The organism is Sphingobacterium suaedae, from assembly GCF_042684625.1.
GTDB classification, from domain to species: domain Bacteria; phylum Bacteroidota; class Bacteroidia; order Sphingobacteriales; family Sphingobacteriaceae; genus Sphingobacterium; species Sphingobacterium suaedae.
In genome coordinates, this window is the sequence record NZ_JBHULR010000007.1 from 13,517 (window position 1) to 38,688 (window position 25,172).

General features: G+C 42.0%; 18 protein-coding genes. 4 read left to right on the top strand and 14 right to left on the bottom strand.

Annotation, left to right across the window (positions count from 1 at the left end):
* Nucleotides 1-1,842: a glutamine--fructose-6-phosphate transaminase (isomerizing) gene (gene glmS / locus ACFSR5_RS14915; protein WP_380905209.1), complete on the bottom strand. Its 1,842-nt coding sequence runs from the start codon at nt 1,840-1,842 to the stop codon at nt 1-3.
* 139 nt (nt 1,843-1,981) lie between these two features.
* Here glmS and ku point away from each other — a divergent pair, with 139 nt between their 5' ends.
* Nucleotides 1,982-2,740, top strand: coding sequence for a non-homologous end joining protein Ku (gene ku, locus ACFSR5_RS14920; RefSeq protein ID WP_380905314.1), 759 nt, complete (start codon nt 1,982-1,984; stop codon nt 2,738-2,740).
* Here the strand turns inward: ku and ligD are convergent.
* The 5 genes from ligD to ACFSR5_RS14945 all read right to left on the bottom strand — a co-directional run bounded on the left by ligD (nt 2,737) and on the right by ACFSR5_RS14945 (nt 10,114).
* Nucleotides 2,737-5,250 (bottom strand): DNA ligase D, encoded by a 2,514-nt coding sequence (ligD, locus tag ACFSR5_RS14925; RefSeq protein ID WP_380905211.1) that lies wholly within the window; start codon nt 5,248-5,250, stop codon nt 2,737-2,739. The two genes, ku and ligD, sit on opposite strands and share 4 nt — an antisense overlap.
* A gap of 448 nt (nt 5,251-5,698) precedes the next feature.
* Nucleotides 5,699-6,295: a hypothetical protein gene (locus tag ACFSR5_RS14930; RefSeq protein WP_380905213.1), complete on the bottom strand. Its 597-nt coding sequence runs from the start codon at nt 6,293-6,295 to the stop codon at nt 5,699-5,701.
* Between the two features lie 149 nt (nt 6,296-6,444).
* Nucleotides 6,445-7,143: a hypothetical protein gene (locus tag ACFSR5_RS14935; RefSeq protein WP_380905215.1), complete on the bottom strand. Its 699-nt coding sequence runs from the start codon at nt 7,141-7,143 to the stop codon at nt 6,445-6,447.
* A 243-nt stretch (nt 7,144-7,386) separates the two neighbouring features.
* On the bottom strand, nt 7,387-8,727 hold the full coding sequence (locus ACFSR5_RS14940; RefSeq protein WP_380905217.1) for a M60 family metallopeptidase: 1,341 nt from the start codon (nt 8,725-8,727) through the stop codon (nt 7,387-7,389).
* A gap of 295 nt (nt 8,728-9,022) precedes the next feature.
* On the bottom strand, nt 9,023-10,114 hold the full coding sequence (locus ACFSR5_RS14945; protein ID WP_380905219.1) for a Gfo/Idh/MocA family protein: 1,092 nt from the start codon (nt 10,112-10,114) through the stop codon (nt 9,023-9,025).
* A 1,151-nt stretch (nt 10,115-11,265) separates the two neighbouring features.
* On the opposite strand from ACFSR5_RS14945, the gene ACFSR5_RS14950 reads away from it, so the two are divergent.
* On the top strand, nt 11,266-12,483 hold the full coding sequence (locus tag ACFSR5_RS14950) for a hypothetical protein (RefSeq protein ID WP_380905221.1): 1,218 nt from the start codon (nt 11,266-11,268) through the stop codon (nt 12,481-12,483).
* A 178-nt stretch (nt 12,484-12,661) separates the two neighbouring features.
* Nucleotides 12,662-12,964 carry a hypothetical protein gene (locus tag ACFSR5_RS14955; RefSeq protein ID WP_380905223.1) on the top strand — a complete coding sequence of 101 codons (303 nt, stop codon included), beginning with the start codon at nt 12,662-12,664 and terminating at the stop codon, nt 12,962-12,964.
* A 730-nt stretch (nt 12,965-13,694) separates the two neighbouring features.
* Here the strand turns inward: ACFSR5_RS14955 and ACFSR5_RS14960 are convergent.
* The 8 genes from ACFSR5_RS14960 to ACFSR5_RS14995 all read right to left on the bottom strand — a co-directional run bounded on the left by ACFSR5_RS14960 (nt 13,695) and on the right by ACFSR5_RS14995 (nt 24,217).
* Nucleotides 13,695-13,895 carry a cold-shock protein gene (locus ACFSR5_RS14960; protein WP_380905225.1) on the bottom strand — a complete coding sequence of 67 codons (201 nt, stop codon included), beginning with the start codon at nt 13,893-13,895 and terminating at the stop codon, nt 13,695-13,697.
* A 36-nt stretch (nt 13,896-13,931) separates the two neighbouring features.
* Nucleotides 13,932-15,002 carry a fatty acid desaturase family protein gene (locus ACFSR5_RS14965; protein ID WP_380905227.1) on the bottom strand — a complete coding sequence of 357 codons (1,071 nt, stop codon included), beginning with the start codon at nt 15,000-15,002 and terminating at the stop codon, nt 13,932-13,934.
* Nucleotides 15,003-15,051: 49 nt separating this feature from the next.
* Nucleotides 15,052-15,174, bottom strand: a complete 123-nt coding sequence (locus tag ACFSR5_RS14970) for a hypothetical protein (RefSeq protein ID WP_380905229.1) — start codon at nt 15,172-15,174, stop codon at nt 15,052-15,054.
* A gap of 280 nt (nt 15,175-15,454) precedes the next feature.
* Nucleotides 15,455-17,692, bottom strand: a complete 2,238-nt coding sequence (locus ACFSR5_RS14975; RefSeq protein WP_380905231.1) for a glycosyltransferase — start codon at nt 17,690-17,692, stop codon at nt 15,455-15,457.
* 479 nt (nt 17,693-18,171) lie between these two features.
* Nucleotides 18,172-18,879, bottom strand: a complete 708-nt coding sequence (locus ACFSR5_RS14980; RefSeq protein ID WP_380905233.1) for a hypothetical protein — start codon at nt 18,877-18,879, stop codon at nt 18,172-18,174.
* A gap of 1,040 nt (nt 18,880-19,919) precedes the next feature.
* Nucleotides 19,920-21,992 (bottom strand): ATP-binding protein, encoded by a 2,073-nt coding sequence (locus ACFSR5_RS14985; RefSeq protein ID WP_380905235.1) that lies wholly within the window; start codon nt 21,990-21,992, stop codon nt 19,920-19,922.
* Nucleotides 21,993-22,881: 889 nt separating this feature from the next.
* The gene (locus tag ACFSR5_RS14990; protein ID WP_380905237.1) at nt 22,882-23,076 is read right to left on the bottom strand and encodes a cold-shock protein; all 195 of its coding nucleotides are present in this window, start codon (nt 23,074-23,076) and stop codon (nt 22,882-22,884) included.
* 31 nt (nt 23,077-23,107) lie between these two features.
* The gene (locus tag ACFSR5_RS14995) at nt 23,108-24,217 is read right to left on the bottom strand and encodes a DEAD/DEAH box helicase (RefSeq protein ID WP_380905239.1); all 1,110 of its coding nucleotides are present in this window, start codon (nt 24,215-24,217) and stop codon (nt 23,108-23,110) included.
* 651 nt (nt 24,218-24,868) lie between these two features.
* Here ACFSR5_RS14995 and ACFSR5_RS15000 point away from each other — a divergent pair.
* Complete coding sequence (locus ACFSR5_RS15000; protein ID WP_380905241.1) at nt 24,869-25,138, top strand: hypothetical protein; 270 nt, start codon at nt 24,869-24,871, stop codon at nt 25,136-25,138.
* Nucleotides 25,139-25,172: the final 34 nt, after the last annotated feature.

Below are 25,172 nucleotides of genomic sequence, written 5' to 3' on the forward strand. Positions count from 1 at the left end.
TTATTCAACGGTTACAGATTTAGCCAAATTACGCGGTTTATCCACATCCAGTCCTCTATTTACACCAATGTAATAGGATAGCAATTGCAACGGTATAACCGATAAAATAGGAGCGATCACCTCGTGTACGAGCGGAACAACCATCACATCATCCGCCAGTCCTGCAGCCACATTATCGCCCTGCGAAACGACAGCAATCACCTTTCCTTTTCGCGCTTTGATCTCTTGAATATTACTTACGATTTTTTCATGGTAACTATCTTTCGTGGCTACAAAAACCACTGGCAACTGATCATCGACCAATGCAATAGGCCCGTGTTTCATTTCCGCAGCGGGATACCCCTCTGCATGTATATACGAAATTTCTTTGAGTTTCAGGGCGCCTTCCAATGCAATTGGGAAATTATACCCACGGCCTAGAAATAGAAAATCACGGGCATCGCTGTATTTCGCCGCTACTTCTTTGATAATGGCATCCTGCTCGTCCAAGATTTCCTGTACGTATTCTGGTACCTTTGCCAAATCGGTCATTAATCGATGATATAACGTTGTATCGATTGTTCCTTTTAGTTTAGCCACCTTTAGGGCCAATAAATACAACACGGCAAGCTGTGCAGTAAACGCTTTGGTACTCGCTACCCCAATTTCGGGGCCAGCATGCGTATAAGCGCCTGCATCAGACATCCGCGCAATCGAGGACCCAACCACATTGACCAATCCAAAAATTGTAGCGCCCTGTTTCTTCGCATTCTCTATGGCGACCAGCGTATCTGCAGTTTCCCCACTTTGCGATACGGCTATGATCACGTCTTTATCGGTAATAATCGGGTTTCTGTATCGAAATTCGGAAGCATATTCTACCTCCACATTAATCCGGCATAGTTCTTCCAAGACATATTCAGCTAACAAGCCAGCATGCCAGCTCGTTCCGCAAGCAACGATAATGATCCGATTGGCCGCCAACAATTTATCGGCGATTTTATCTACGCCGCTTAGCGTGATCGATTGCTGAACGGGATCTAAGCGTCCCCGAAGGGAGTCGAATATCGTCTGCGGCTGTTCGAAAATCTCCTTGAGCATAAAATGGTCAAATCCACCCTTTTCAATTGCAGCGAGTTCAATATCCAATTTTTGTACAAAAGGTGTGATGCGCTCGTTGCCAAGATTTTTCAATATCAATTCATCCGGACGCACAATGGCCAGTTCGTAATCGTTGATATAAACGACCTCTTTCGTATAAGCCAACATAGGCGAAGCATCAGATCCCAAATAGTGTGCATGATCGCCAATGCCGATCACCAAAGGGCTGCCTTTTCGCGCAGCAATGATCGTATCTGGAAGGTCCTTGTCGATTAGAAGGATCACATAAGCACCGACCACACGCTTCAGGGCAATACGTACAGCCTCTTCCAACGTACATTCGTTATTTACTTTTATATCCTCGATAAAATTAAGTAGGACTTCTGAATCAGTGTCACTTTTAAACGTATATCCCTTCTGAAGAAGTTCACTTTTCAGCTGCGCATAATTTTCAATGATCCCATTGTGTATCATTGCAATATTGCCCGAATTCGAGTAGTGTGGGTGTGCGTTACGATCCGATGGTTCACCGTGTGTCGCCCAACGTGTGTGACCTATACCAACAGTTGCCTGGATATTCTTTCCATATACGAATTCCTCCAAAGCCGAAACTTTGCCTTCCTTTTTGTAAACTTCTAGGGAATCGCCCGTGTGTAATGCCACACCGGCACTATCGTAACCTCGATATTCTAATTTTTTTAATCCGTCGATCAGGATCGGATAAGCTAAGTTGCTACCTACGTAGCCAACAATTCCACACATATAGTATTAAGTTTATTTTGATAACAGGCCATAAATATAAATATTTTCTTCGCGCAATCGATTGATTAACGATTTTTTAACACAAAAACTTTATTCGCCCCATATGGTTATATTAAGAGAAGAAATAATAGATGATTTTATGAGAGCTATTTGGACTGGAGCTATCGGGTTTGGGCTCGTCAATATTCCGATAAAAATATTTAGTGCATTGCAAAGCAGCCAACTGGATTTCGACATGTTGGACAGGAAAGACCTGGCGAATATACGTTATAAGCGTGTCAACGAAAAGTCGGGCAAAGAGGTCGAATGGGACAATATTGTGAAAGGGTACTTGCTAAAGGATAAATATGTCGTCTTAGAGGAAGCTGATTTCGAGGACGCCATGCCTGAGAAAAACAAAATGATCAACTTACAGACCTTTGTTAAAGAAAAAGACATTGACAGCATCTATTTTGACACGCCCTATTACCTGGAACCACAGAAAGGTGGCGAGAAGGCTTATACCTTACTAAGTAAAGCGCTTGAAAAAACGGGAACCGTGGGTCTAAGTACATTTGTTATGCGTACGGTTGAGAATCTTGCCATTGTGCGTCCGCACGACGGTATGCTTCTGCTCAACAAGCTCCGCTTTGAAGAAGAAATACGTGATAGCGGTGAATTGAAAATACCAAGTTCCCGTTTGTCTAAGCCAGAGATGGACATGGCTACGCAACTGATTAAGCAGAACAGTTCTGACTTTGATATTTCTGGTTACAAAAATGAATACAGTAAAGAGCTATTAAAAATCATCAAGCAAAAAGCGCAAGGAAAACGTGCGACAATACGGAAGATCAATGTAGACAAAGAAAACACCAAAGCATCGGAGTTATTGGCGAAGTTAAAAGCCAGTTTGGCCTAGAAGGCATTTAACGCCTTTTTTAGATTCGCTCTCGAGACAAAGATATCTGCCCAGGGGTCGTGATGCGTTGCCACACGTTCCAATACGGTATCCATCGTAAATTGCTCTATCGTTAGCCCCTCTTGCACTTCAGACCAGTCCAACGGACACGACACGGTAGCTCCCGGCTTAGGTCGCACCGAATATGGAGCTACAACGGTTTGAGCTCTCTTGTTCTGCATAAAATCTAAATAGATTTTGTTTTTCCGCTTATTGGGAGAACGCTCCAAACTCGTCGTATCGGTATGTTGTTCATGCACCAATTCGGCCAGCATTTGAATGAAGTCCCGGGCTACATCAAAGTCATATTGAGCATTGACATGAATATAAATATGTAAGCCCGTTGACCCGGAGGTTTTCACGAAGCTGCGCACGCCAACGGCATCCAGGATATCCTTTGCGGTATTTGCGACAGCAATAACTTCTAAAAAGTCGACACCATTTGGATCGATATCCAACACCGCGAATGTAGGATTTAACTTCTTTTTGTAGGATGCTAACCAGGGGTTGATTTCTATAGAGCCCATATTCGCAATCCACAACAACGTGGGGATATCGTTGCAAATTAAATAATTAACCGTACCGCCCGTGCTTTCGGACGACAGCTCTACTGTTTTCAACCAATTCGGAACACTGGATTTATCCAGGTCTTTCTGAAAAAAACTCGGCTCGGCAATGCCATTTGGGTAGCGGTTCATCGAGATAGGTTTGTCTTTCAAAAAAGGGAGCATCAATTCACCTACCTGTTCATAATAAGCTACTAAATCCCCCTTCCGGATCTGTTCATCGGGCCAGTATATTTTCTTCTGGTTTGTGAGTTTTAGTATTTTGCGTCCGAACTTGCGTTCTTCTTCGTTCAGCATGTCGCGTATAGGTTCTACACGCTTAATATCTTGTATGTTTTTATCGCTTCGGAGTGCTTTAAACACCGGGTGCCGCAAGTGGCCATCCTTTGTCCATTCGGAGAATTCAATCTCTGCGATCAAATGAGGCTCCACCCAAGTCACTTTATTTTCATTTGCAACATCAACCGATTTGTCGAACGGCTTATTTGTTTTCTTCAGCCCGCTTAATTGCTCACCCAGCTCTTTCAGGAGTTTCTCACTGAAACCGGTTCCGACGTTACCCACATAGGTCAGTCCTGGATCACCATTTACAGCCAGCACCAATGCACCGAACGAGGCGCGGCTGCCGCTAGGTTTCGTATAGCCGACCACAATTGCTTCTTGCGATTGCTGAACCTTTATTTTACGCCAAAGTGACGACCGCTTGCCCGACACGTAGCGACTATCAGCCTCCTTAGCGATCACCCCTTCCCACCCCTCTTTTTTAGCCAAACGTAAGGCGGTCGTCAGATCATCGTTCAAGAAATCCACCAACACCAATCCTGGCCGATTCCATTTTTTAATGAGCAGCTTCAGCACTTCTTTGCGCTCGGTTACCGAAAATTCACGCATATCATTACCGTCCAGTGCAAGAAGATCAAACACGTAATATTTTAATTTGTAGCTACTGGGCAGAGGCTCTCCATGCTGTAATAATTGAAAGTTAGACCGGCCCCGCGCGTCCTCGGCAACAATTTCACCATCAACAATTGCCTGTACGGAAATCTCGTCAAACAGATGCGAAATGCTTGGAAATTTCTTATTAAAACTTAACCCGTTGCGCGACCATACGTTTATCGATTTTCCCGTTATTTCGGTAATGGCACGAAAGCCGTCGAGTTTACGCTCGAAAAGCCAAGGGGAGTCGTCTGGCACTCGTTCGGAGAGCGTAGCTAACATGGGCGCAATTATCGGTGAATCGAACGATTCATTGGTATCTTGCTCCTTACCGGCAGATTCTTCAGGTGACGTTGGAGCCGATACGTCTCTCTTCTTGACGTTTTTTTTCGTAGAGGCTGATTTTCGGAAAGTCTTGCCTTTCTCTTTGACTGCGGCACTCACGCTATCTTCCGCATCATAGGCTTTATCGACGGCATACTTGTCTCTATGCTTGATCAAGAGCCAAGCATTTTCATCTGCGTTACTCTTGATCTTGACCAGTGCAAATTCCCCCTTCAGCTTCTTCCCATCCACCACAATCTTCAAGCTGCCTGATTTTAGTCCATCGAGCAACTCTTTTTCGCCCCCTCCTTCCAATGGTTTATAAAACCCCTCATCGAAGATCGTTACGGTACCGAATCCGTAATTGCCCTTCGGGATCTCCCCTTCAAAGGTTCGGTAGCTATACGGATGATCTTCCACCATCATCGCGAGCCGTTTGTCTGCAGGATTCAACGACGGACCTTTTGGTACGGCCCAACTTTTCAGTACGCCGTCCATTTCTAACCGGAAGTCATAATGTAAGCGGGAGGCATGATGCCGTTGTACCACAAACCGCAATTTTTTACCGGAAGAGGCGGGCGCACCCTTTGGTTCCTTTGTTTTCGAGAAATCTCGTTTTTTATTGTATTCATGCAATGCTGCCATATGCGTAGAACGTCGTGGCTGCCCCGTTTGTTTTTGAATTTGTTACGGTTTAGTGGGATCGCTTGTGAGGGTAATCTCATCCAAATAGACAGTCTGCTGTCCAACACTTGTTAAAGAAACCCACACAATTTTCTTATTAGGGTCCTGTTCAGCTCCCTTGAAAATCGGCTTGATTTGAATTGTCCTTTCTGGGAAGCCTCCCATTTATGTGTGTATTGAGGAACAAACTGATTGCTAGCGCCATTCCTGCCCATGGCGCTAACGGTTCCTTTCCTTCAACATCGGAATTGGTCAGATCATTGCCGCCATGCAATCGCCAACTATAAACACGGATATAGTCTTCTAGATTTAAACAGCTGATCCATTATATCTTTTTTTCGGGCAGATGTATTCTGTAAAACTAAAGATCGCATTTGTCTCACAAATTGAAAGCTGTATGCAAAAGGAACTACTTACGATCTATAGATTTAATTCGGACACCGTTGAAACAGTCATCCATACATCCTTCCTTGTAACTGCCGACTCTTGATATTATACCCTCATTTTCTGATTCAAAATAGTTAGTGATACCCGCACGTTTTACGAGCCACTCTTCCTTGGCTTTCCGATAAATGTCGTCTATAGTTCGTAGGTAATAATCTCCATGTGTTCCTAGGGTGGTTATGTCCTCTGTCCATTCTATTGTCTGAAATGTTCTATTAGCTTCATGTTGCTCGATCTCTTCTTCCGTATAGCCCATTTTTCGAAGCGCTTCGGAAAAAATTTTGGAGGACCATCCTTCGGCTGGGCGCTTTACCTGCTCGAGCTGCGGCACAATAAAATCAACTTGCATAATCGTTCCCTGATCAACCGTGATTGTAATTTCCGTATTCCAGCCGGTCCAGCTAACAGAATATGTTGTGTACTTATAACTGTTGTTACTTTTCTCTTTAAAAGCTTCCCACCTACGCAAGCTTGTCTCATACTCATTTTCAAATTCGAGGTTTGATTTCGAACATGATATAGTAATTATTCCAAAAAAAAGAAAAGCGAAGAATTTATTCATAATTTATTCGGTTAGTCCGCTGATATAAACGTAGTTGCTCCAGAAAACGCAACACACTTAAGGTAAAGAAAATTAGCAATGAAGGAAAGGTATCGAATTTCAACCTAAGCTAATATCATAGAACCTGTTACTGATAACATGTCACCATCTCAGGAAACATCTGTTCCCTGCGGTTCTATTATTTCATTACTGATTAGCTGCGAATGGTACATGTGATAGATTTTTTGCGTCTCTACCAATTTCATTTCCGCCCACCGAAAACGTTGAGCTACCTCTGAGGGAAACAGGTTATTATAAAAAGTAACGTCTGAATAATTAAAGTTCTCCTGCACGGAAATATATGGAACGATTGCAAATTTATGGGCGGATAACATAGAAAGTGTATTATCCACGTTTGCTTTCGCGTCAAAATCTCTGACTTGAAGGATTTTGTCGAAGAGTGACCGGTAAATGATCAAAAGTTGATTGGATAAATATGCATCCACCCAAACCAGGTTATCTGAAACTGGGATGGCATGGTTGAACCCGCCAGTAGTCCCTCCTATAATCAACTCTGCTCCAATTGCTCTCCCGTCTCGTATTGCCTTAAAAAGCATCTCAGAACGATAATGTTCCGTAAAAATATGATCATCTTCGCAGAGAATAATCAATTCTTCGTCGTCTTCTTTGGCTAAAGTAATCACGTGAACGATTGTTTTCCACAGACCTAACACGCCAATTTCGTCTTCAATAGCATTCACGTATCGAACGGAAAACTCACCCTTGCCTGAAAACTGCGCTTTAATATGTTTTAAACGTTCTTTTCTTTTTTTAAGGTTTAAAACATATGTGGTAATACCTTGGTTCATACATTATCCAATTTTCAGCTAATAAACTGTCTTTTACTCATACGCTATTGAACAAATATAACTATATATTTAGTAGAAAAAAGTTTAAGAATCAAAAAATCTTAAACCGATATCAAAGAGGACGTACATCTATAGAATGGGCAGAATATGAATACGTTCAGCCCCTTTCAAGTCTGAACGTATTACTGCGTATTCCTTATTTTCGGACAATATCAAGCTGCCCGCAAATCATTTATATCCAGGCTAGTCCCTTAGCATAGTTAAATCTTGGTCAGGTGCGGGCAACTGTAGGTTGGCAAGCTCCGTGTAAACAGATTCATTGACCTTGAAGCCCCATTTTCTGAAAAAATCGGATAGATCTTTCTGAACAATTGTAGAGGCCGAAAGCATAAAATATCGCATTTTTTCTTCGTCAGTGGACAAAACAGGACGGTTTTCTCGTGTTGTGCGGCTCAGCTGTATATATAGATTATCTCCAAAGGCGAGTCCCAGTTGATGAAACATAATGAGCTTCAAATCATTATCTCCTGAATTATAATTACGTTCAGCAATAGGCTTCAGAAAATAGGCATCCAGTTTAGGCCACGCATTGTTCGTCGTGATACGGCTTACCGGTAAACCGAAACCGCGTTCACAGGCTAAAGAGTAAACGTTGACTGTTGTTTCGGTTAGCCCACCCCAAGTCCATGCTTTTTGTTGATAAGTGTGTCCCACTTCGTGCCAGATCCCCCAACCGTTTGTATTTGCCAAATACCTAGGCTGCAACATCCGATAAGATAGCGACTCGGTGTAATAGATGGCGATACCGGCAGCCATGTAGCCCCCCGAAGCGGAATCTCGGACAGTAATCAAGTGCTTGTTCTTGGGAAGGGCGTTTACACCGCTGTTGCCATTCAGGCCACTGATAAAATTGGAAAATTTGATAATGGAATCCAATCGCTCGACAATAAGCTGCTGATTTTCATCTTTATAAAGCAGGGCCTCGTCCATATTAGCCACCATAATCGTGTGATCGGAAACTAACATAACGTCCGGCACATTGTTTTTCAACGAATCCAACGTGTTCATCCATTGCTGAGGTGTTGTTTTTCCCTTCTGAAAGTATGGCACGGGGATAAACCCTTCTCCAAAAGAAAGTTCGAGCTGGCCAGTATCGCTATAGTTATTCGTCGTATAAATGACATAAACCAACCCCCCGTATTGATCAACAGTAAAGGTATGCGAGCCCTGCTGCAAATCAAAATACTGACGCACCGGCCGGATATTATCGCGAAAGGGCGTACCTATAGCTAAGCGTGCGGAAGTAGACCCTGATTTGAAGTTCACATGTAGGGTAATGGAGCTATTCGGTGCGACATAATATCCTGTCGCCTGCATATCGTTGTGATTACCGCGGAACTGCAGCCTGTCAGCTTCTGCTGCGGCGGAAGGTGAGATATTAAAGTGCTGCACGGAGTCGGCAACGGCCAGCTTCTGCGGATCAGCTGGTACCGGCTGCATATTACCACCGCCATCATTAACTTCGCAGGATGTAAGCAACCCACCCAGACAGCAGGTCAGCAGAAAAAAAAATGTTCTTTTCATGTTAAAAAATTAAGTTTATACAATGTGAACCGGCCATTTACGTTGGGCGGCTTCCTGGTCAACGGCAATATAAGTAGATAAAACTTGAATTACCGACCACAAACGATTGCATAAAACACGAAAAGGTTTTCGTAGAACAAAGTAGTGAACTCATCTCCAAAGCGGGGCATTCTAGACTCTGAGGACACCTGGCAGATTTAACACTTGGTATAGCAAATCTGGCTGATTTATACCGAAATCTAGTTAACTAACCATAACAGGCCGAATGATGGAACAGGTATTTGGGCGAAAGCGGCTATTTGTTTAAATAGATAGTTTTCTTCTGTCTTGCTGATCGTATGGCAGCATCTAAAATTTCAACCGTGATGACATTAATGGGCAAAGCATACTGGTCCAGTTCATCTAGCACCACCGTACCCTTGATAACCGCCGCGAGCACCGAGAATGGATCATCGAACGGGACCTGTCTAGCATTAGTTTTCCGTATTTGCTCCTCCCTTTGGTTGTCCAAGCGATAACGGAGCGTTTTAGCATCTGTGGCAATAGCATAACCATGGGTGCCGTAGACTTCCATATCCTTTCTCGAAACTGGCCAATTCCACGATGCTTGGATCACGCACTGGGCTTTAGGATATTGCAAGATAATCGTAGCCTCGTCGTCAACCTTTGGATAGATCTGAGGCTTATTCTGATGAACAATTGCTGTTACCGAAATGGGCCGTTTGCCCTCCATCAGCCAGGTCATCAGATTTCCGCCATAACAGCCAAAGTCGACTAGCGCTCCCGCTCCGTTTTTTTGTGGATCGGTCAGTATTTCCAAAAATTCATCGCTGACACCAATTTCTCTTGGCCCTTGATGGCCATCGTTGACCATTACTTTCCGAATATCGCCCAGCTCGTCTCCTTCCAATAAGGTCTTTATTTCTTGGTTGCTCTGGTACCATGATGTTTCAAAATTTGTCAGTACATGAATACCGTGTTCCTCTGCCAACCTCTGCATCTCCTGTGCCTCTGAGAATGTGGTGGCTAATGGTTTTTCAACCATCACGTGCACCTTCTTGGGCGCACAGATCCTTATAACGTCTATGTGCTCGCTGATAGCACCAAAAGCAGATACAGCGTCTGGCTTCACTTGGTCGAGCATACGCCCAAGGTCAGAAAAAAACAAGGATCTAGCTATTTGGTACCTCAAGGCGTACCGGTTTATTAACTCTGGATTGGTTTCGTAGATACCGACTACTTCAATATCCTTTTTTTCATCCCTATTAAACACCCAATCTACGTGACCGTGGCTCAAACCCGCTATGGCTAGCTTCAAAGGGCTCTGAGCTCGTAATACGAAAAACAATAACGATAGTGTAATACTTAGAAGAATAGGTTTCATCATTTTATTTTTAGCGAGCGATAGCTGAATGAAGTTATTTCATCCGCTATCGAAAATAAGAAATTTTGCAGAGGTATCAAATATCCGAAGACGCATAATGAGACTGTACGCATGGAAAATTATCTTGGAAACGGTGACATATTCTATTTACTCACATCAAGCCTTCGTAAGAAAGTTGCGCCTGACCAATCTGTCCTTCTATTTTAGCTAAATAAACGAACACGTTGCCACAGTCTTTTTTTGCAACCGAACGTATTCGGGAAATAGAATCCGCCGAAGCGCACAGTATAATTAAATTCCTTTCTTAAGCTGTCAAGTAAAGAACAGCTATCATACCTTGAAATGGTGCCTAACAGATCCGTTAAATCTTCCGGATCCAAGTCTCACATTTATCTTCTAATGCGGTAACAAACGCATGTACTATCATCCTATTTCCAACATCAATAAATCTATTGCTTGCCATAAAGTCACAAAATACAATTGAAAATCAGTAATTTAAATCAACAAGTAACAGCATGCTGAATTTGATCTGCCTGATGCATCTCTCTCCATCTCGTATATATGCACATTATTACCTTAGGTTTTGGTTTTATCAATTACAATTCGTAACTTGTAGCTATCGTCAGAACGTATGTTTATTTGATTGTATTTCTGACATCAAAAGCCACTACTTTTCATTATCTCTTTTGAACTTTGGATAAACAAATCATTTTACGGTATCCTTATGCGCAAGCTAAGGAACTAACGATCAGCTATAACGAGGAAGAACTACATGATTGCTACATTATAAGGTGTCAAGTTAAATGTGAACCGCCCAAGCCCTCATGGTTGCAACTTTCAAAATTTATATTTACCTCCATAGAAACCGAAGGGATTTACAGCCTTTTGTTTGAAGAAAGGAAATACAACAGAAACCTTCAGACTTTGTTATTTATGGACGAAGTTTATGCAACTATCATGCGGAAGTCCAATTACAGGATCGAATTCTGATGATAACGGAAGAAAATGTAGCTCACCTTTCTGGCTTCTAAAACTATTCTTCGCGCTACTTGTTCCTTTAAGCATAAGACTTAAAATCAAGTTTTGCCATTATTGGCAGGTGCAGCTTAGGTTTGCTGCGTCCTTGTGTAGGTCATAACCATGATGCGCCAACAATGAAACTAATCGATGATTTTATAAGAGACTACGAGCCGGACTACTACCAACGACAATCTCAATCGATCGCCGAGCAAATTGAAGATCAGCTTTTCAAGAGGGGAATCAAAGCGATCGTTACCTTTAGGGCTAAAAAAAAAGACAGACTAAAAGATAAGCTAATCAAGCGAAACGTTGTTAAACACTACCACTCTAAAACGGACATTCTAGAGGATGTAATTGATCTGGCGGGGATACGTGTGTCCTTATATTTCCCTTCAGAACGGGACATCATCGACGAAATAATCACCGATATATTCAACGTTGAAAAGAAAAAAATATTTCCAACCGAAGCACATACCCCCAAACACGCGAAGCGATTTTCTGGTTATTGGGCGACCCATTATAGGGTCAGGTTTTCCGGTGAAAACAGGGATATAATTGCAGAAATCCAAGTTGCTTCGGTTTTAATGCATGCATGGTCAGAAGTTGAACACGATCTTGTCTATAAGCCTTACTCTGGCGATCTATCAAAAGAGGAGTTATCTATATTAGACGAGATAAACGGTATGGTATTGAGCGGGGAAATCGCCTTGGAAAGGTTGCAATCTGCCATGGCAGAACGTACGAAACGGAAGAGCGACATTACAAACAAGTACGAGTTAACCAATTTTCTAATCAGTGCATTTGATAAAGAATATAAAAGTAAAATCAGAATTGGCGATACTTCACTGCTTAACAATTATCTGAGCACTATAAAAAAGTTAGACACTGATCAATTCATTGAATTCATCAATGATATCGATATCAGTTCTAAAGATTCGGCGACCGACCAATTACTCAATATGTTATTGTTTAACTATCGGAATCATAGCCGGGGAGAGCTTAGGACTTACCTTAAAAACCTCGGCATTGCCGATCGTAAAATATCCAATTGCGAAGCCTATATTCTGTGTTGGGTAAAACTCGAAAACGATGTAGCGAGACTATATTTCCCCGAAGAAATAGAGCATAAGCACACAACGGTCGATGTCCTTAAAACAATAAAGCATCATGGGAGTTTGAGCAAGGAAGAAACGGTGGCACTGGATCGATCGAAAGAACTACGTAACGATATCTTACACGGCGTCCGCATACCCACAAAAAAAAGTCTGGCAGACAGTTTGTCGGAGCTCACGAATCTCTCGCAGAAGGTTATAAGCAAGTTTCAGAGATCTTCCGCATCGGATAGCATATAGAGTTAAAACTCAAATATTAAGCGAGAACTTTTTTATTTAGTATATTCATCTCATTAAGTGATATACAAACAATATGGAGAAGACACGAAGTTTACGCCCGGTATAAACTGCGCCGAATACGAACTTCCCCCTCACTCAGTGGACTTGAGATCGGAAATATGGCAGGTCCTCAAATATCTTGGATTATGCTGACCGGGAGATCACCGAAATGGCCTTTGGTATCTATCGGGAAAGCATGTTTTTACGTGTTGATTTAGGTTATGTTATCGACATTACCAAAGTTACTGGTGCTGGCTGCGTATTATCTGATGTTTCCCACCTCCGAAGGCCTAAGATGGTCCAACCGGGCGAGCGAACGCAACAACACATACGGGATAAACGGGCTTATTTTGTAGAGTCGTATTACTTGGAAACAAGTACTCCCATATGCGGTTTTGTTAAACATGAAATAAGCAGTTCCCTGAACACAGCAGAAGGTTAATAAAGGCAGAGGCAAGCATTCACACCTGTTTGCCATATCGAATGATTATAGAACATATTTCGGAGAGATACCAGAAGGTCTTTTTTATCCGACAAAACGCTACATAAACGGTATGTTTTACGACGATTTCAAAATAAACAAAGTCAAACTATCCGGAATAATGTCGTAAACCGAGTTCCCTTCGGAGTCAGGTGTTTTTTTTATCCTTATTCCAAATTATCTATTGCCATTACAGATAGGCACATTAAGATCGAATTTCTAAGGTCTATCCTGCTTCTGTCTAATAAGCGGGTTAAATCCACTCCGTTTTTTGTAATCGAGCGAGCCCCTACAGTCGCCCCTCCCTTTGAGCAGCTCCGCCATGGGACGACTCGCGCAAAGAGAAACGCAAATATCTTAAATTTTGTTACCTCTATTGATCACCAAAACATTCTTCGGCCGCCTTTTCAAGCACAGCACAAAAGATCCTTCTCGTTTGAAACTGAAACAAAACATTGCTATGGCTTGTTAGACAAAGCGTTTTTCATGTAGATTTTTTTGTATTTCATTCGTATCTTTTTTATACATCTGCGTTTGTTCGGTTCCCAACTGATCGGTCACCGTGATAACCATTACGCCCTTGAAAAAATTGTCTGTTGGTTATGGTATTTTTGCTGGTCCTACAGCAAGTATGAACCAGCCGTGTTCCAACGGTCGATCCGAGCTGAGCTAACCTATGATCATCCACCGTCTATCGATGTTCTATAACCCGTACATTTATCGCGTTCGAGCGCTTACTGTCACCGGAAAGCTCATAAGTGACCTCATTATTTGTACGGATTTCAGTGATCAGACCCGTCGTGTGAACGAACACATCTTTCCCCCCGTTTGAGGGTGTGATGAAGCCGAACCCACTAGTGCTATTAAAGAATTTTACAGTTCCTTTTTGCATAGTATTTATTTTTTAGTGTTTTGATTTTTTGGATTCCTAGCTAACCGGCCCGGACATGCACTTCAACACGAGCACGTGTGATTTAAATGCTTGCCTGAAAGATCGAAATTCGAGATATTTCACATGGAATTCGTCGCATGTTTGCCGCACAATCTTATTAATTGCTGGATAATGAACATGGCTTATTTTAGGAAAAAGATGATGCTCGACCTGAAAATTCAACCCGCCCAATAACCAGGTAAGTATTCTATCGTTTGTGGCGAAATTAGCAGTTGATTGGAGTTGATGAATCATCCATTCCTCTTCTACCTTAGCGGCTTCGACGGTTTTAAATTCGGTTCCTGAAACAACATGTGCTAGCTGAAAAACAGTCGCTAAACAAACTCCGCATACCATTCCGGCAACCAGCAGTCCTACCAATGTCGGTAACCACCCTATCACCATCACGGGCACGACAACAAATATTAGTAAATGAAACATCTTACTAACCCAAAAGATAAGTTTTTCCCTTAACGGAAAAGGAAATTTATCGGAATTCCTACCGAGTCTTCGACGGAAGTACTTTTCATAATCCTGAAAGAAAATCCAGGCTAGATAGGATAAGCCATACAGCACTATAAAGTAGAATTGCTGATATTTGTGATGTTTACGTAGTTGCTGATCATGATGGATACGCATGAACTTAATTTCGATATCATGATCTTCCCCGTCAATATTAGTATAGCTATGGTGCGCAACATTATGTTTTAGTTTCCAGAAATAGATATTGCCCCCTACAAGGTTCAAACTATATGAGAGAATAGTATTTACTTTCGTGTTACGGGAGAACGAGTTATGTCCGGCGTCGTGCATAATGTTAAATCCTATTGCTGCCAAATTGATTCCCAGGACTACGCACAAAAGCGTGCTGACGGCCCAGTGTGGTTGCACGACTACCAATAACGTATACATTATGGATAGCGCCACCAAAAGTATAACAGCCTTCAGTATGATTCTCCAGTCCCCGGTCCGCAGCTTCCCGTGCGCGCTAAAATAGGCGTTGATACGCATTTTGAGTGATTTTGAAAATAGTGTATTTACATTGCTGAATTTTGTCTTTGTTCTCATGTGCTGTAATGATAATAAATAAACGGTTAACGGCTGTGCCGTCAACCTATTACTTCTTTTTTTTGTTGAAGACATTAGTCACGGTGTCCTTGGACGCGCTGTCTTTTTCTTTTTGGTAAGAAGACTGTGTCTTCTCTTTTGTGCTTTTCGCTTTTTTTTGATCTTTGCTCATGATGTATATTTTTTTACGTTTACTATGGCATTGTTAGCTTGACTCGTCCCAGCTGCTTGCTCGACAATATAGACATGAAGGTAGCCAATTGGCGCCCTGTTGCCTGTTAATTTAACCAGAGATGTTACGTGCTTTAAAGAGAAGGTTTTTTGTCAGTAAACCGACAAAATTTTCAGGATAAAACAGTACGTTTTATTTTCATATCGTATCCGCGAAAGGAATTTTAGTTAATGCGAATCTTTATTTTTAAATATACGCATAATATTTGATTTTCAAATAATTACAGTGATGAAATTTCGCAAGTCTCTTTCTTTTGAATGTAGCCGTCCATAATTAATCTCGCCATGAGATAACTAAGCGTCGATTCTGCGCCCTGATTGATATTAACAACTTTTTCTTCCAGACCGTCAAAGCACCCACCTGTAATGGGGTTATAGATGTGCTGTCTGATATGATTCCTGCCCAGGAACCACTCGAACGATTTTACCAGCATTTCTCGATATCGGTTATTGTGATCCGTCCGATAAAACCGGTCAAGTGCTATGATGGTATATGCAACATCTATGGGCTGCTCTCCACCCTTACCATCATTTCGAGGTTTTTCGCGGTGTGCCCATCCCTTGTTTGTAACGACGTGTATTCCGTCATCTGCCATCACCTGACCAAGCAGAAACTCGAACGACTGGTAGGCGACGATCTTATATTCTGGTTTCCCGGTAATTTCATAGGCACAAAGCATAGCTTCGGGAATGCAACTGTTTCCGTAGGTAAGGTAGGCCTCATACCAATGCCACCCGTCCCTGCTTTCGTGTTCGAACATCGCAGCCAAGCGTGCTGCCAGTATATCCACTTGAGTATGATAGCTCTGATCCGCTACACAGCTCAGCCCCTTAATTATAAAAGCCATGGATCTTGTCGAGTAGTAGCGTAAAAAATTTACCGAGGCGCGTTTCATCAGATCGCGAGCAACCTTGGTGAACGCTTCGGGGAGTAGCGGAGCCATTCCCAAAACCTCACCTAAGGCCCAAATGGCGCGACCATTTGCATCTTCTAGATTTTCCTGTCCGTTCTGTTCGGTAAAACGTCCTTGCTTATCCACATAGTTTAAAAAGGTGCCATCTTCCCGCAAACATCTAGAAATAAAATACAGATATGTTCGGATCAAAGCCAAGTCCTCGTATGCCTGATAGGCTTTATAGTGGTATAATATCGCTATTAGTGCTCGCGCATTATCATCGAGTGCGTAACCGCTTTCCAGGTCAGGCGAACTTATATCAGCAAATTGTACTATCCCGATGTCTGTCGTCATACGGAGCAAATGGTCAAGGTTAACAGGTGGCAGGGAATAAATAACCTTCCTCCCTCCTCCGATAAGACCTTCGAATAGTTCCATATGCGCTATGGCAACATTCGTCCACGAACTGGCTACCGTTTTTTGTATATTGATATGCCGGATCTTGTCCAAACGCGTTGCGTCGTCCAGAATCTGATTTACTGCACTGGCCAGTTGCAAGGGCGCATTGAAATCTATTATAATGCCCATATCTTCCTTTAACACTTCGAGTACGTGTGGTATCGGTGTCGATACGATCGGGCACCCAGAGCTCAGCGCATAGGAAAATGTACCGCTTACGGCTTGTAATGGATCTTTGGAGGTAAAAAGGTAGACATCTGTCACCAAAAGATAAGAAAGTAGATTCTCTGTTGATAGAAAATCATTTACGAATCGTACATTACCTGCAATCCCATAGGTAACGACCAGTTCTTCGAGTAGGAGACGATACTGTTCGCCTTCGGACTGAAATAACGTTGGGTGCGTCATCCCTAAAATAAGAAAAATGACCGTTGGATTCTTTTCTACGATTTTGGGCAAAGCTTCCAGAGTTGTTTCGATGCTTTTGCCCGGTCCTAAAAGACCGAAGGTGCTGAGGACCTTCCTTCCTGTAAGATCAAATCGCTCGCGTATCTCATTCTTGTCTGTCGCCGGTGTCAGGTGTGTACCGTGAGGGATAACAATGACCTTATCGGGGTTGATTTGATAGTCTCTAGTAAGAATATCCGCGGAATGGTAGGTCATTACCACGATCTTAGAACACGCCTCAGCTATAGCATTTACCTCCTTAAAAAGCTTCTCCTCAGGGCACGGCAATACAGTGTGGAACGTGACGATGACAGGCTTTTCTATGTTGGAGAGCCATTCATAAAACGTCTGGTTTTGGTCTCGGAAGAGCCCGAATTCATGTTGAATGAAGAGCAGGTCAATTTTATCGGACTTGTTAAGATAGGTCAACAACGTTCCGAAAGAGTCTTCATCAGATATATTGAGCACGTGATCACTCGCGAAATCATATGAAAGACTTTTATCGTCCTTTTCTATTGGTATAGCAACCTGCAAATAGCTCTGCAAGAATTGATCAGCAATCGCCGTCATAAGATCTGTGGTATACGCTGCTATTCCGCAGGCACGTGGTGGAAAAGTGGACAGGAATACTATTTCCCGTTTTGCTGCTTGTGTCATATATGTTTCGAGTAGATTTGAAATCTCCGCACTCCGTCACCCTGACCCGACAAAGTTCCGGCAGTTAAGTCGTCACGTAAAATAAGTGGAGCAGATAATGATAACTATGGATACCAATTGTAGTCCTCTTGCACTGCATTAAACCAAGGGTTATCGTGAAGCTGGTAAGGTAAAGGTCGGCAACGATCCACTTTTACGGAAACCTCCATTTTGATCTCGCCGAGACGCTTCAGATTTTCTAACCTTTCTTGTAGTCGTATAACGGGTTTTCGGAGATTATCATATCACAATCTGTCGATTGTTCCGGGCCACCGAGACAATAAAATTACCGCTATGTTTTTGTATGCTGCCAGTGTCCGCCGTTCCTGTAGAAACTGCCATATTTGATTGCTATCGACCAGCGCTGTTGTTATTCTTAAATCCATAGCTCAAATTTCACTACATTAATGCGAACTTCCTGATTAGAGATCTTACAAATCCTATCTCACGGGCCGATAGGCTGCAAGGGAGTGAACGAGCATAATATCACTAAAGGCCGTTCCCCGAAAGTTCTGATCAATCTCTCTGTTGGTATATTTTTCTAGCATAACATCCAGATCGAACACGGAAATATGACTATCGGATAAGGCCATCAAAATATCGCCAAATTCCTGAATACGGCGTTCTCCAGACAAAATAGGCTCAATATATTCGCCTATATGAAAGTCACTGAACAACAAAACCGTGTCCAGCCCTAAAGAATGAAATACCCGGGAGAAGGCCTCTTTATTGATTTTGATATGTGCCATTGACGAATCGTATTCAAAATAGCCTTTCACCTGACGGGATATTCCTTCCAAAAAAAACTGCCAATTTCCCGCATATTCAACCCCAACAAACAGTATACTCCCATTGGGATAAAAGAAAATATCTATGTTATTCCTGTATCGCAATGTCAACGGATAGTCCAGATGGTATTGTACCGTCGTGTTTTTTTCCGCCGTCAGGTAATAGGCTTGTTGATAGCCATAATCGTATAGTTCGTCTTGCTGTTCTGCCCGATTCCGATGTGAAGAGGGTTGGCTATGGTCCATTATCCGCATATTGACGCTTAATAGACGTCCTAGTCGAGCACCCATTGTCTGTGGATCTTCTGAATAAATATGCTGGTTGTAGGCCAATCCAAAAAATGTTTTTCCGTAACTCATCTCGTTGATCTTTAAATAACGCTTGAAAATTTTGTCCGGTGAATACAGAGCCGCTCGAACATTATACCACCAAGCTTGGAAAAGTGGCTAGACATCCGCATGAACGAATAGATCAACCAAACCTAAGACTCTTCCAAAAAATCTATTCAGATTCCTCCTCACGTCGATTTGCAGATACAGCTGTCATAGTTTATGTCCTGAATGAATGTCAATATACAGCTAATTATCCCTCCTGCGATTCGACTATGGTCCGATAATTTGAGCCTGACCTGGCTTCCGGACTCTAACTCAAATGATAAAACCCAAACTTTAGCTTCATTAAATTCTATTTGAATTTTCAAATCAATTAAATATACGAAAAATATATTTAACATAAATATATTAAAGATAAAAAAAATTAATAGACACTATTTTCGGAGATTGTTACATATCGATGACACATGGGTTCGTATTAATACCCTCGGGTGCCGACAAGAAAATCAATCTCGGCGATAAGCCGGAAATGTCCTGAGGCTTACACTGTGGCTTTTCTCTTGTCATAAGCATGAAGTTTCCTTTGCAGAATATGTTTGACGTAGCGTATTTGCGTTTCGGTTGTGCCTACGTAATACCCGCGGATAAACAAAAGTATCTGTAAACTACAAAGATCGCAAAACTAGGAGATAACAGTTCTTTGGTAATTTTAACTACACTAGCGTATTGATGTTGATCTTAGCTTGTTCCTATTGGCTCCCTTGAGCATACGTTGTAGACTAGGCGACACCAAAGGTTCATCTTTCTGATAAGCCAGTTCTTTCTACTTCAATGGAATACCCGGTACTCGTTTTCCTCCGTTCTCTTTGGAAATTCAATGTGCTTCCCAACTGGGGGGGGAGGAAATCCCCTCTCTTATTCGATTGTAAAAAGTCTATTTGTACTATCCAGGATAATCCCAAAGGATTTAATTATCATCTTTTCAATACCGCCTGACTGGTAAATAAGCAATAATACTGTATATTTAAAATTAAACATACTGGGGATTTTTCAATATGCTCCCCTCATTATGATCTTTCGGTTGACCTATAAACGGGTAGCTCTACCCAGAATATAGATCCTTCTCCGATAAAACTTGTTAAACCGATCTCTCCGCCCAAACCATGCACGATCTCTTTACACACATACAGTCCTATACCAAATCCTGACACATCCTTTTCTAAGTTCTCGTTAACCCTATAGAATCGATTGAAAATATAATTTTGATCGGAGCCGCTTATGCCAATTCCTTGATCGGAAACACTGATCCTCACACGGTCTTCTACCAGACAGCTAGATATGGCGATTGCCGTTCCCGGCGTGGAATATTTGACAGCGTTGTTGATCAGATTTACTATCACCTGCTGTAATTTTTCCCGATCGGAATATATGGATAAAGACAAGTCCAAAGAACAAGAAAACAAATAGTTATTAAAAACAAGTGCTGCATCGCGTTTCACGTCTTCGAGCATGATTCCAAGATCAAACACTTTTTTATTAAATTTTAGACGTCCCTTTTCTAACTCGTTGAGATTAAGAAATCCATTTATGATTGTAGTCATACGGAACAGCTGTTTGTCTGCTCGGCCAAGCATAGTGCTGACATTTTTGTAATCGCACTCATCTAATTTTCTTGAGCAGATGTCGATATAAGCTTTAAGGGAAGTTAACGGAGTTTTTAGTTCATGGCTCGCCATACTAAGAAAATCCATTTTTCGATCATCTTCGAACTTCTTCTCTGTAATATCTTTGAATACAACAACAACCTGTCCGGAACATCCTTCAAGCGGAGCAGCATACACATCGTACCATCGGGCTGTCCCAGTATTATATTCCTCAAAGCGCCTGGGTTGCCCAGTTAAGGCTACGCTACCGTAATTGGCGAGCCAGGCAGGTTCCACCTCGGGCATAATTTGTTTGATAGTTTTACCTACCACGTCCTGCAGTCCTGTCTGCAACTCAAACGCCGCATTTACGTGGACAAATTTGTAATCAACAGGCTTATTACCCTTGTCAAATTCGAATTCTATCACCATGAAAGCTTGATCCAGCGAGTCGACCAAGTTACGATAATAACGCTCAGAACGTTCTGTTTCCTCTTGCGAACGAATGCTAGTAAGCACATCCCAAAACTTAGACACACAGATTCTTAAAAACCGGATCTCACTTTCCTCCCACTGGCGGGGAGAACGGTAATGTATGAAAAGTACGCCTCTAAGCACGCCCGTGATCAACAATGGAATAAATAGCACAGATGATACGTCCATTTCCGCAAATCTTTTGCGTTGTTCCTGAGTAAATTTGTGGCTTCGGGACACATGGTTTTCTAAGAAGATATTTCCATTTGTAAGTTCCTCATAAAGGGTTTGGTGACAATGATTGAGATCGTATTTCCCGCGAACATCCGTCATCTGCTGTTGCTGATGACAACAGACTATTTTCACATGGGAACTATTATCGATGATATCGGCTAGACCAATACGATCAGCTGCAAAATACTCTCCAATAAGCCTTATGACCGCTTCAACTGATCCTCCTTTCAATGAATCCATTCTACCGCCTAACTCAGACAGAAATAAATAATCCTGGTCTTTTTGGAACATATTTTGATTCACCGGGCTATTTTCTACCAAAATACACCTTACCCCGAGAATTTGTCCCTGTTCGTCCATGATGGGATCGAGGGAAAATTTACAGACAACATAGTGGTGGCTTGCATCTGCATATTTAGGAAAAAAATCATAAGCTTCACAGATTGATCTACCCGATTTTATCACTTCGTCCACCATGCTTTCAAACCTAGTCCAATGACCTCCTGGGGCTTTCGTAGTTGGCTTGCCAACGCCAATCTCTGAAGTAGCTAAATCATCCTGCACATATGGAACAGCAGCATCATTATAAAAAAGGATTCTATTTTCACCAATCCATGTAACAACCGGAAAGCTAACCTCTAGCATCATCGATATCGTGGCTTTGAGCATTGATGTCCAGCTATCAATCGTTCCCAGAGTCGTTTCTTGCCAATCAAATTCTGAAATCCTTTTAGCGATCTTGCTTTGGGGAAAGATAGATTGTGGCCATTTAAATGTTGTTTCCTGCATAGATAAATAATACTGGGCACGATAAAAATACCGGATCATCAAAACGACATATTTCATATAACGAACATTAAAAACAATTTGATCGTTACAATAGCGTGACACTTTAAATCTGGCCGTGACGTTCCACCATAACCCGCCCGGTAGTAGTAAACAACCAAGGCTAATGTTAGTTTTACCAGATCGTCTTTTCCTAGGATATCATTCTCAACATTTTAACATACGTAAAGTACAGAAACATACATCGTATGAAAAATCAGAACTGGCAAACATACTTGATCAAGGCACTTACGAGTCTTTCTCTACAAACGAAGGAGGTCGAAAACTTACAATGAGGGATGCCGAACAAGCTTCTGTACAACTGCCGAAAGAAGCTACAAAGCCTTGTCATGTTTACCGAAGGATATAAATTTAAAGAACTCCCAGCCAAACGGTTTACAAATAATATTGTCTGTGCAGCGCACTAGCGCAACTCTTAAGCCTAGCTCGCTTGTTAAGAGGCATTTTCTCAGCATATTTAAATGAGCAAGTCATTCTTATGATAATTTGTTACCCGGATCGATAATGAACAGATCAGGCTTATCCATCATAATTGCTATAAAAGAGTTACTCCACTGATAATAGCACTTACTTGCGCCTTATTTGATCAAAATTTCTGAGAGTAATCCTTCAAACTTGCTTTAAGCATATACCATTTTTTTTGTTTTCGACAAAGCGCTTCAGACCCCATTCAAGTTTACATTTAATAAAACTAGTTGCAAACGGGATACGAATAAACTTGCTAAACAGGTAGTTATACACAACTCAGGTTAGAGCCACTGTCGATTAAAAAAAACGCGGCATACCTTAGGTGCCGCGCTTTAGAAATTCCATCTGCTAATTAGCAAAGGAATTATCGCGCTACGCGAACATTCGTTGCACTAAGGCCTTTCTTACCATTTTCCACGTCGAAAACTACTTTATCGTTTTCACGGATGTTGCTCATCAAGCCTGTGGTATGGACGAAGATATCGGCACCTCCATCTGTTGGGGCGATAAATCCAAAACCTTTTGTTTCATTAAAGAATTTTACTGTTCCTTCTTGCATTGTATTATTTGTTAGTGATAAAATATTTAATTTATTGAGCGATAGGCATTTGAAAACCGATCAATTTCTGTATTTTAAGCAGTAGCGGCTTCTCTTCCCTACTACAGAATGAGATCGCCTTACCGGTGTTCCCTGCCCTGCCTGTCCGACCAATGCGATGTACATAAGTTTCGGAGTCTTCGGGAAGATCATAATTTATGACCTGTGGCAATTCTTTGATGTCAATTCCCCGAGCTGCAATATCAGTTGCGATAAGCACACTGATCTTCCCACTCTTAAATGACATCAATGCGTTCTGACGAGCACTCTGAGATTTATTCCCGTGAATACAAGCTGTCTGCAGACCGTTTTTTCCCAATGTTTTAGCCAAGCGATCAGCTCCGTGCTTCGTTCGCATAAATATAAGCGTCTGAGTTTTCCTATCCTTGCGCAATACCTTGGTCAACAGCGCTACTTTCTGTTTCTTCTCAATAAAAAAAACAGACTGAATTATTTTAAGAGCTGTTGAGGATACCGGTGATACGTTGATCTCCATAGGAGATATCAAGATCTCTATTGCTAACTTTCTGATTGACATGGGCATTGTTGCTGAGAACAACAGTGTCTGTCGTTCGTTAGGCAGCATCTTGATGATCTTACGTATATCGTTTATGAAGCCCATGTCTAGCATGTTATCGGCTTCATCGAGAACCAGATAACCGATAGCGGCCAAACTGAGGTGTCCCTGGGTTAAAAGATCCATTAAACGCCCGGGCGTTGCTACAATGATATCAATACCTCTGCGCAGGGCTGCTATCTGACTTTGCTGTGAAACGCCACCATAAATTATCAGCTCGTTTATAGGAATATTCTTACTATATGCGGTGATGTTTTGTCCGATTTGCACCGCCAGTTCTCTTGTCGGAGCCAGGATCAGTGCGCGGGGCATTTTTTTTGTTGTCGGTTTTGCCGCCAGCAATTGAAGCAAAGGTATAGCGAATGCGCCGGTTTTTCCGGTTCCTGTCTGTGCACATCCAATGACATCCTTTCCTTGAAGGATTGATGGTATAGCTTGTTTTTGTACTTCTGTTGGAACGGCATAACCCTTTTCCAAAATAGCGCTTAAAATGGGGGCCATGATCCCGATGTCTTTAAAGTCCATATTTTGTATGTTAACCTTCCGTCCTTCGAATTTAATGGACGGGAAGATTGTTAATCGCTACAAAGCATTACCTACCTTGCGGTAGAACAATGTCCTTTTGTTAACAGAAATATATTGGAGATTAAAACTTGAGACTTCAATGCCACCCAGCGGATCCTTGCTGATATATCGCTTATAACTATAAATGGCAACTGAAAAAGCTAAACTGAAGAGCGAAGGATAAACTTGACCAAGTCAGAAAAAGCGTAGGCAGGGCCTTGCATATCACAAATATAAAACAAATTAACCAAATAAAAAAACTTTTTACTGTTTTTTGTTTAACAGATTACAGCAATTATTCTAAATTATCATTAGAAGGCACATTTCGACCTCTAATAGAAATATAAAAATCGGTGGTGACCTCATTATCACGAAACGTGCCCATTATTACGACCGTACAACGATTTCTGGAAATAAAATGGAAGTTTATGGATTTACCGGAACTGTCCTAGTTATTTTAATTTAACAATGCATGTTCAATTTAAAGCAGCCTCGGTCTTGATTAAAAATTCATCGACGCCCCCTCAACATCCATACCTAATCTACCAGTTAAAACGATAAGCCACCAAATATTTTCGCCCCCGTAAGCTGCGGCACATCTTGCATGGCAATATGTTGAAATTTTCACGGGCCATTTCCGAATATTTTCCAGACGGGACAATGGCCAGCCGTCTGCAGGGAGGATTCGTTCAATGGATAGAGCTGCCCAGCAACATAAATGCCATTGATCTATACGAGCGCGCACAGCGGCTCAACATCAGCTTCGCTCCGGGCAGGGTTTTTACGTTGCAGAAACAATATGAAAATTGCCTAAGACTGAATTACGGACTACTTTGGAATGACGCGCTGGAGAGATCTCAAGTTATTGGGAGAGCTGGCTAGGCAGGTAGTACGGCAGAAAGGATAATTACATTCA

Excerpts from the sequence above, each read along its gene's own strand:
- ACFSR5_RS14945 (WP_380905219.1), bottom strand. The coding sequence starts at position 10,114 with ATGATGAAACCTATTCTTCTAAGTATTACACTATCGTTATTGTTTTTC.
- ku (WP_380905314.1), top strand. The coding sequence starts at position 1,982 with ATGAGAGCTATTTGGACTGGAGCTATCGGGTTTGGGCTCGTCAATATT.
- ACFSR5_RS15000 (WP_380905241.1), top strand. The coding sequence starts at position 24,869 with ATGTTGAAATTTTCACGGGCCATTTCCGAATATTTTCCAGACGGGACA.
- ACFSR5_RS14995 (WP_380905239.1), bottom strand. The coding sequence starts at position 24,217 with ATGGACTTTAAAGACATCGGGATCATGGCCCCCATTTTAAGCGCTATT.
- ACFSR5_RS14940 (WP_380905217.1), bottom strand. The coding sequence starts at position 8,727 with ATGAAAAGAACATTTTTTTTTCTGCTGACCTGCTGTCTGGGTGGGTTG.
- ACFSR5_RS14950 (WP_380905221.1), top strand. The coding sequence starts at position 11,266 with ATGAAACTAATCGATGATTTTATAAGAGACTACGAGCCGGACTACTAC.
- ACFSR5_RS14935 (WP_380905215.1), bottom strand. The coding sequence starts at position 7,143 with ATGAACCAAGGTATTACCACATATGTTTTAAACCTTAAAAAAAGAAAA.
- ACFSR5_RS14975 (WP_380905231.1), bottom strand. The coding sequence starts at position 17,692 with ATGACACAAGCAGCAAAACGGGAAATAGTATTCCTGTCCACTTTTCCA.
- ACFSR5_RS14980 (WP_380905233.1), bottom strand. The coding sequence starts at position 18,879 with ATGAGTTACGGAAAAACATTTTTTGGATTGGCCTACAACCAGCATATT.
- ACFSR5_RS14930 (WP_380905213.1), bottom strand. The coding sequence starts at position 6,295 with ATGAATAAATTCTTCGCTTTTCTTTTTTTTGGAATAATTACTATATCA.
- ACFSR5_RS14960 (WP_380905225.1), bottom strand. The coding sequence starts at position 13,895 with ATGCAAAAAGGAACTGTAAAATTCTTTAATAGCACTAGTGGGTTCGGC.
- ACFSR5_RS14970 (WP_380905229.1), bottom strand. The coding sequence starts at position 15,174 with ATGAGCAAAGATCAAAAAAAAGCGAAAAGCACAAAAGAGAAGACACAG.
- ACFSR5_RS14985 (WP_380905235.1), bottom strand. The coding sequence starts at position 21,992 with ATGCAGGAAACAACATTTAAATGGCCACAATCTATCTTTCCCCAAAGC.
- glmS (WP_380905209.1), bottom strand. The coding sequence starts at position 1,842 with ATGTGTGGAATTGTTGGCTACGTAGGTAGCAACTTAGCTTATCCGATC.
- ligD (WP_380905211.1), bottom strand. The coding sequence starts at position 5,250 with ATGGCAGCATTGCATGAATACAATAAAAAACGAGATTTCTCGAAAACA.
- ACFSR5_RS14965 (WP_380905227.1), bottom strand. The coding sequence starts at position 15,002 with ATGAGAACAAAGACAAAATTCAGCAATGTAAATACACTATTTTCAAAA.
- ACFSR5_RS14990 (WP_380905237.1), bottom strand. The coding sequence starts at position 23,076 with ATGCAAGAAGGAACAGTAAAATTCTTTAATGAAACAAAAGGTTTTGGA.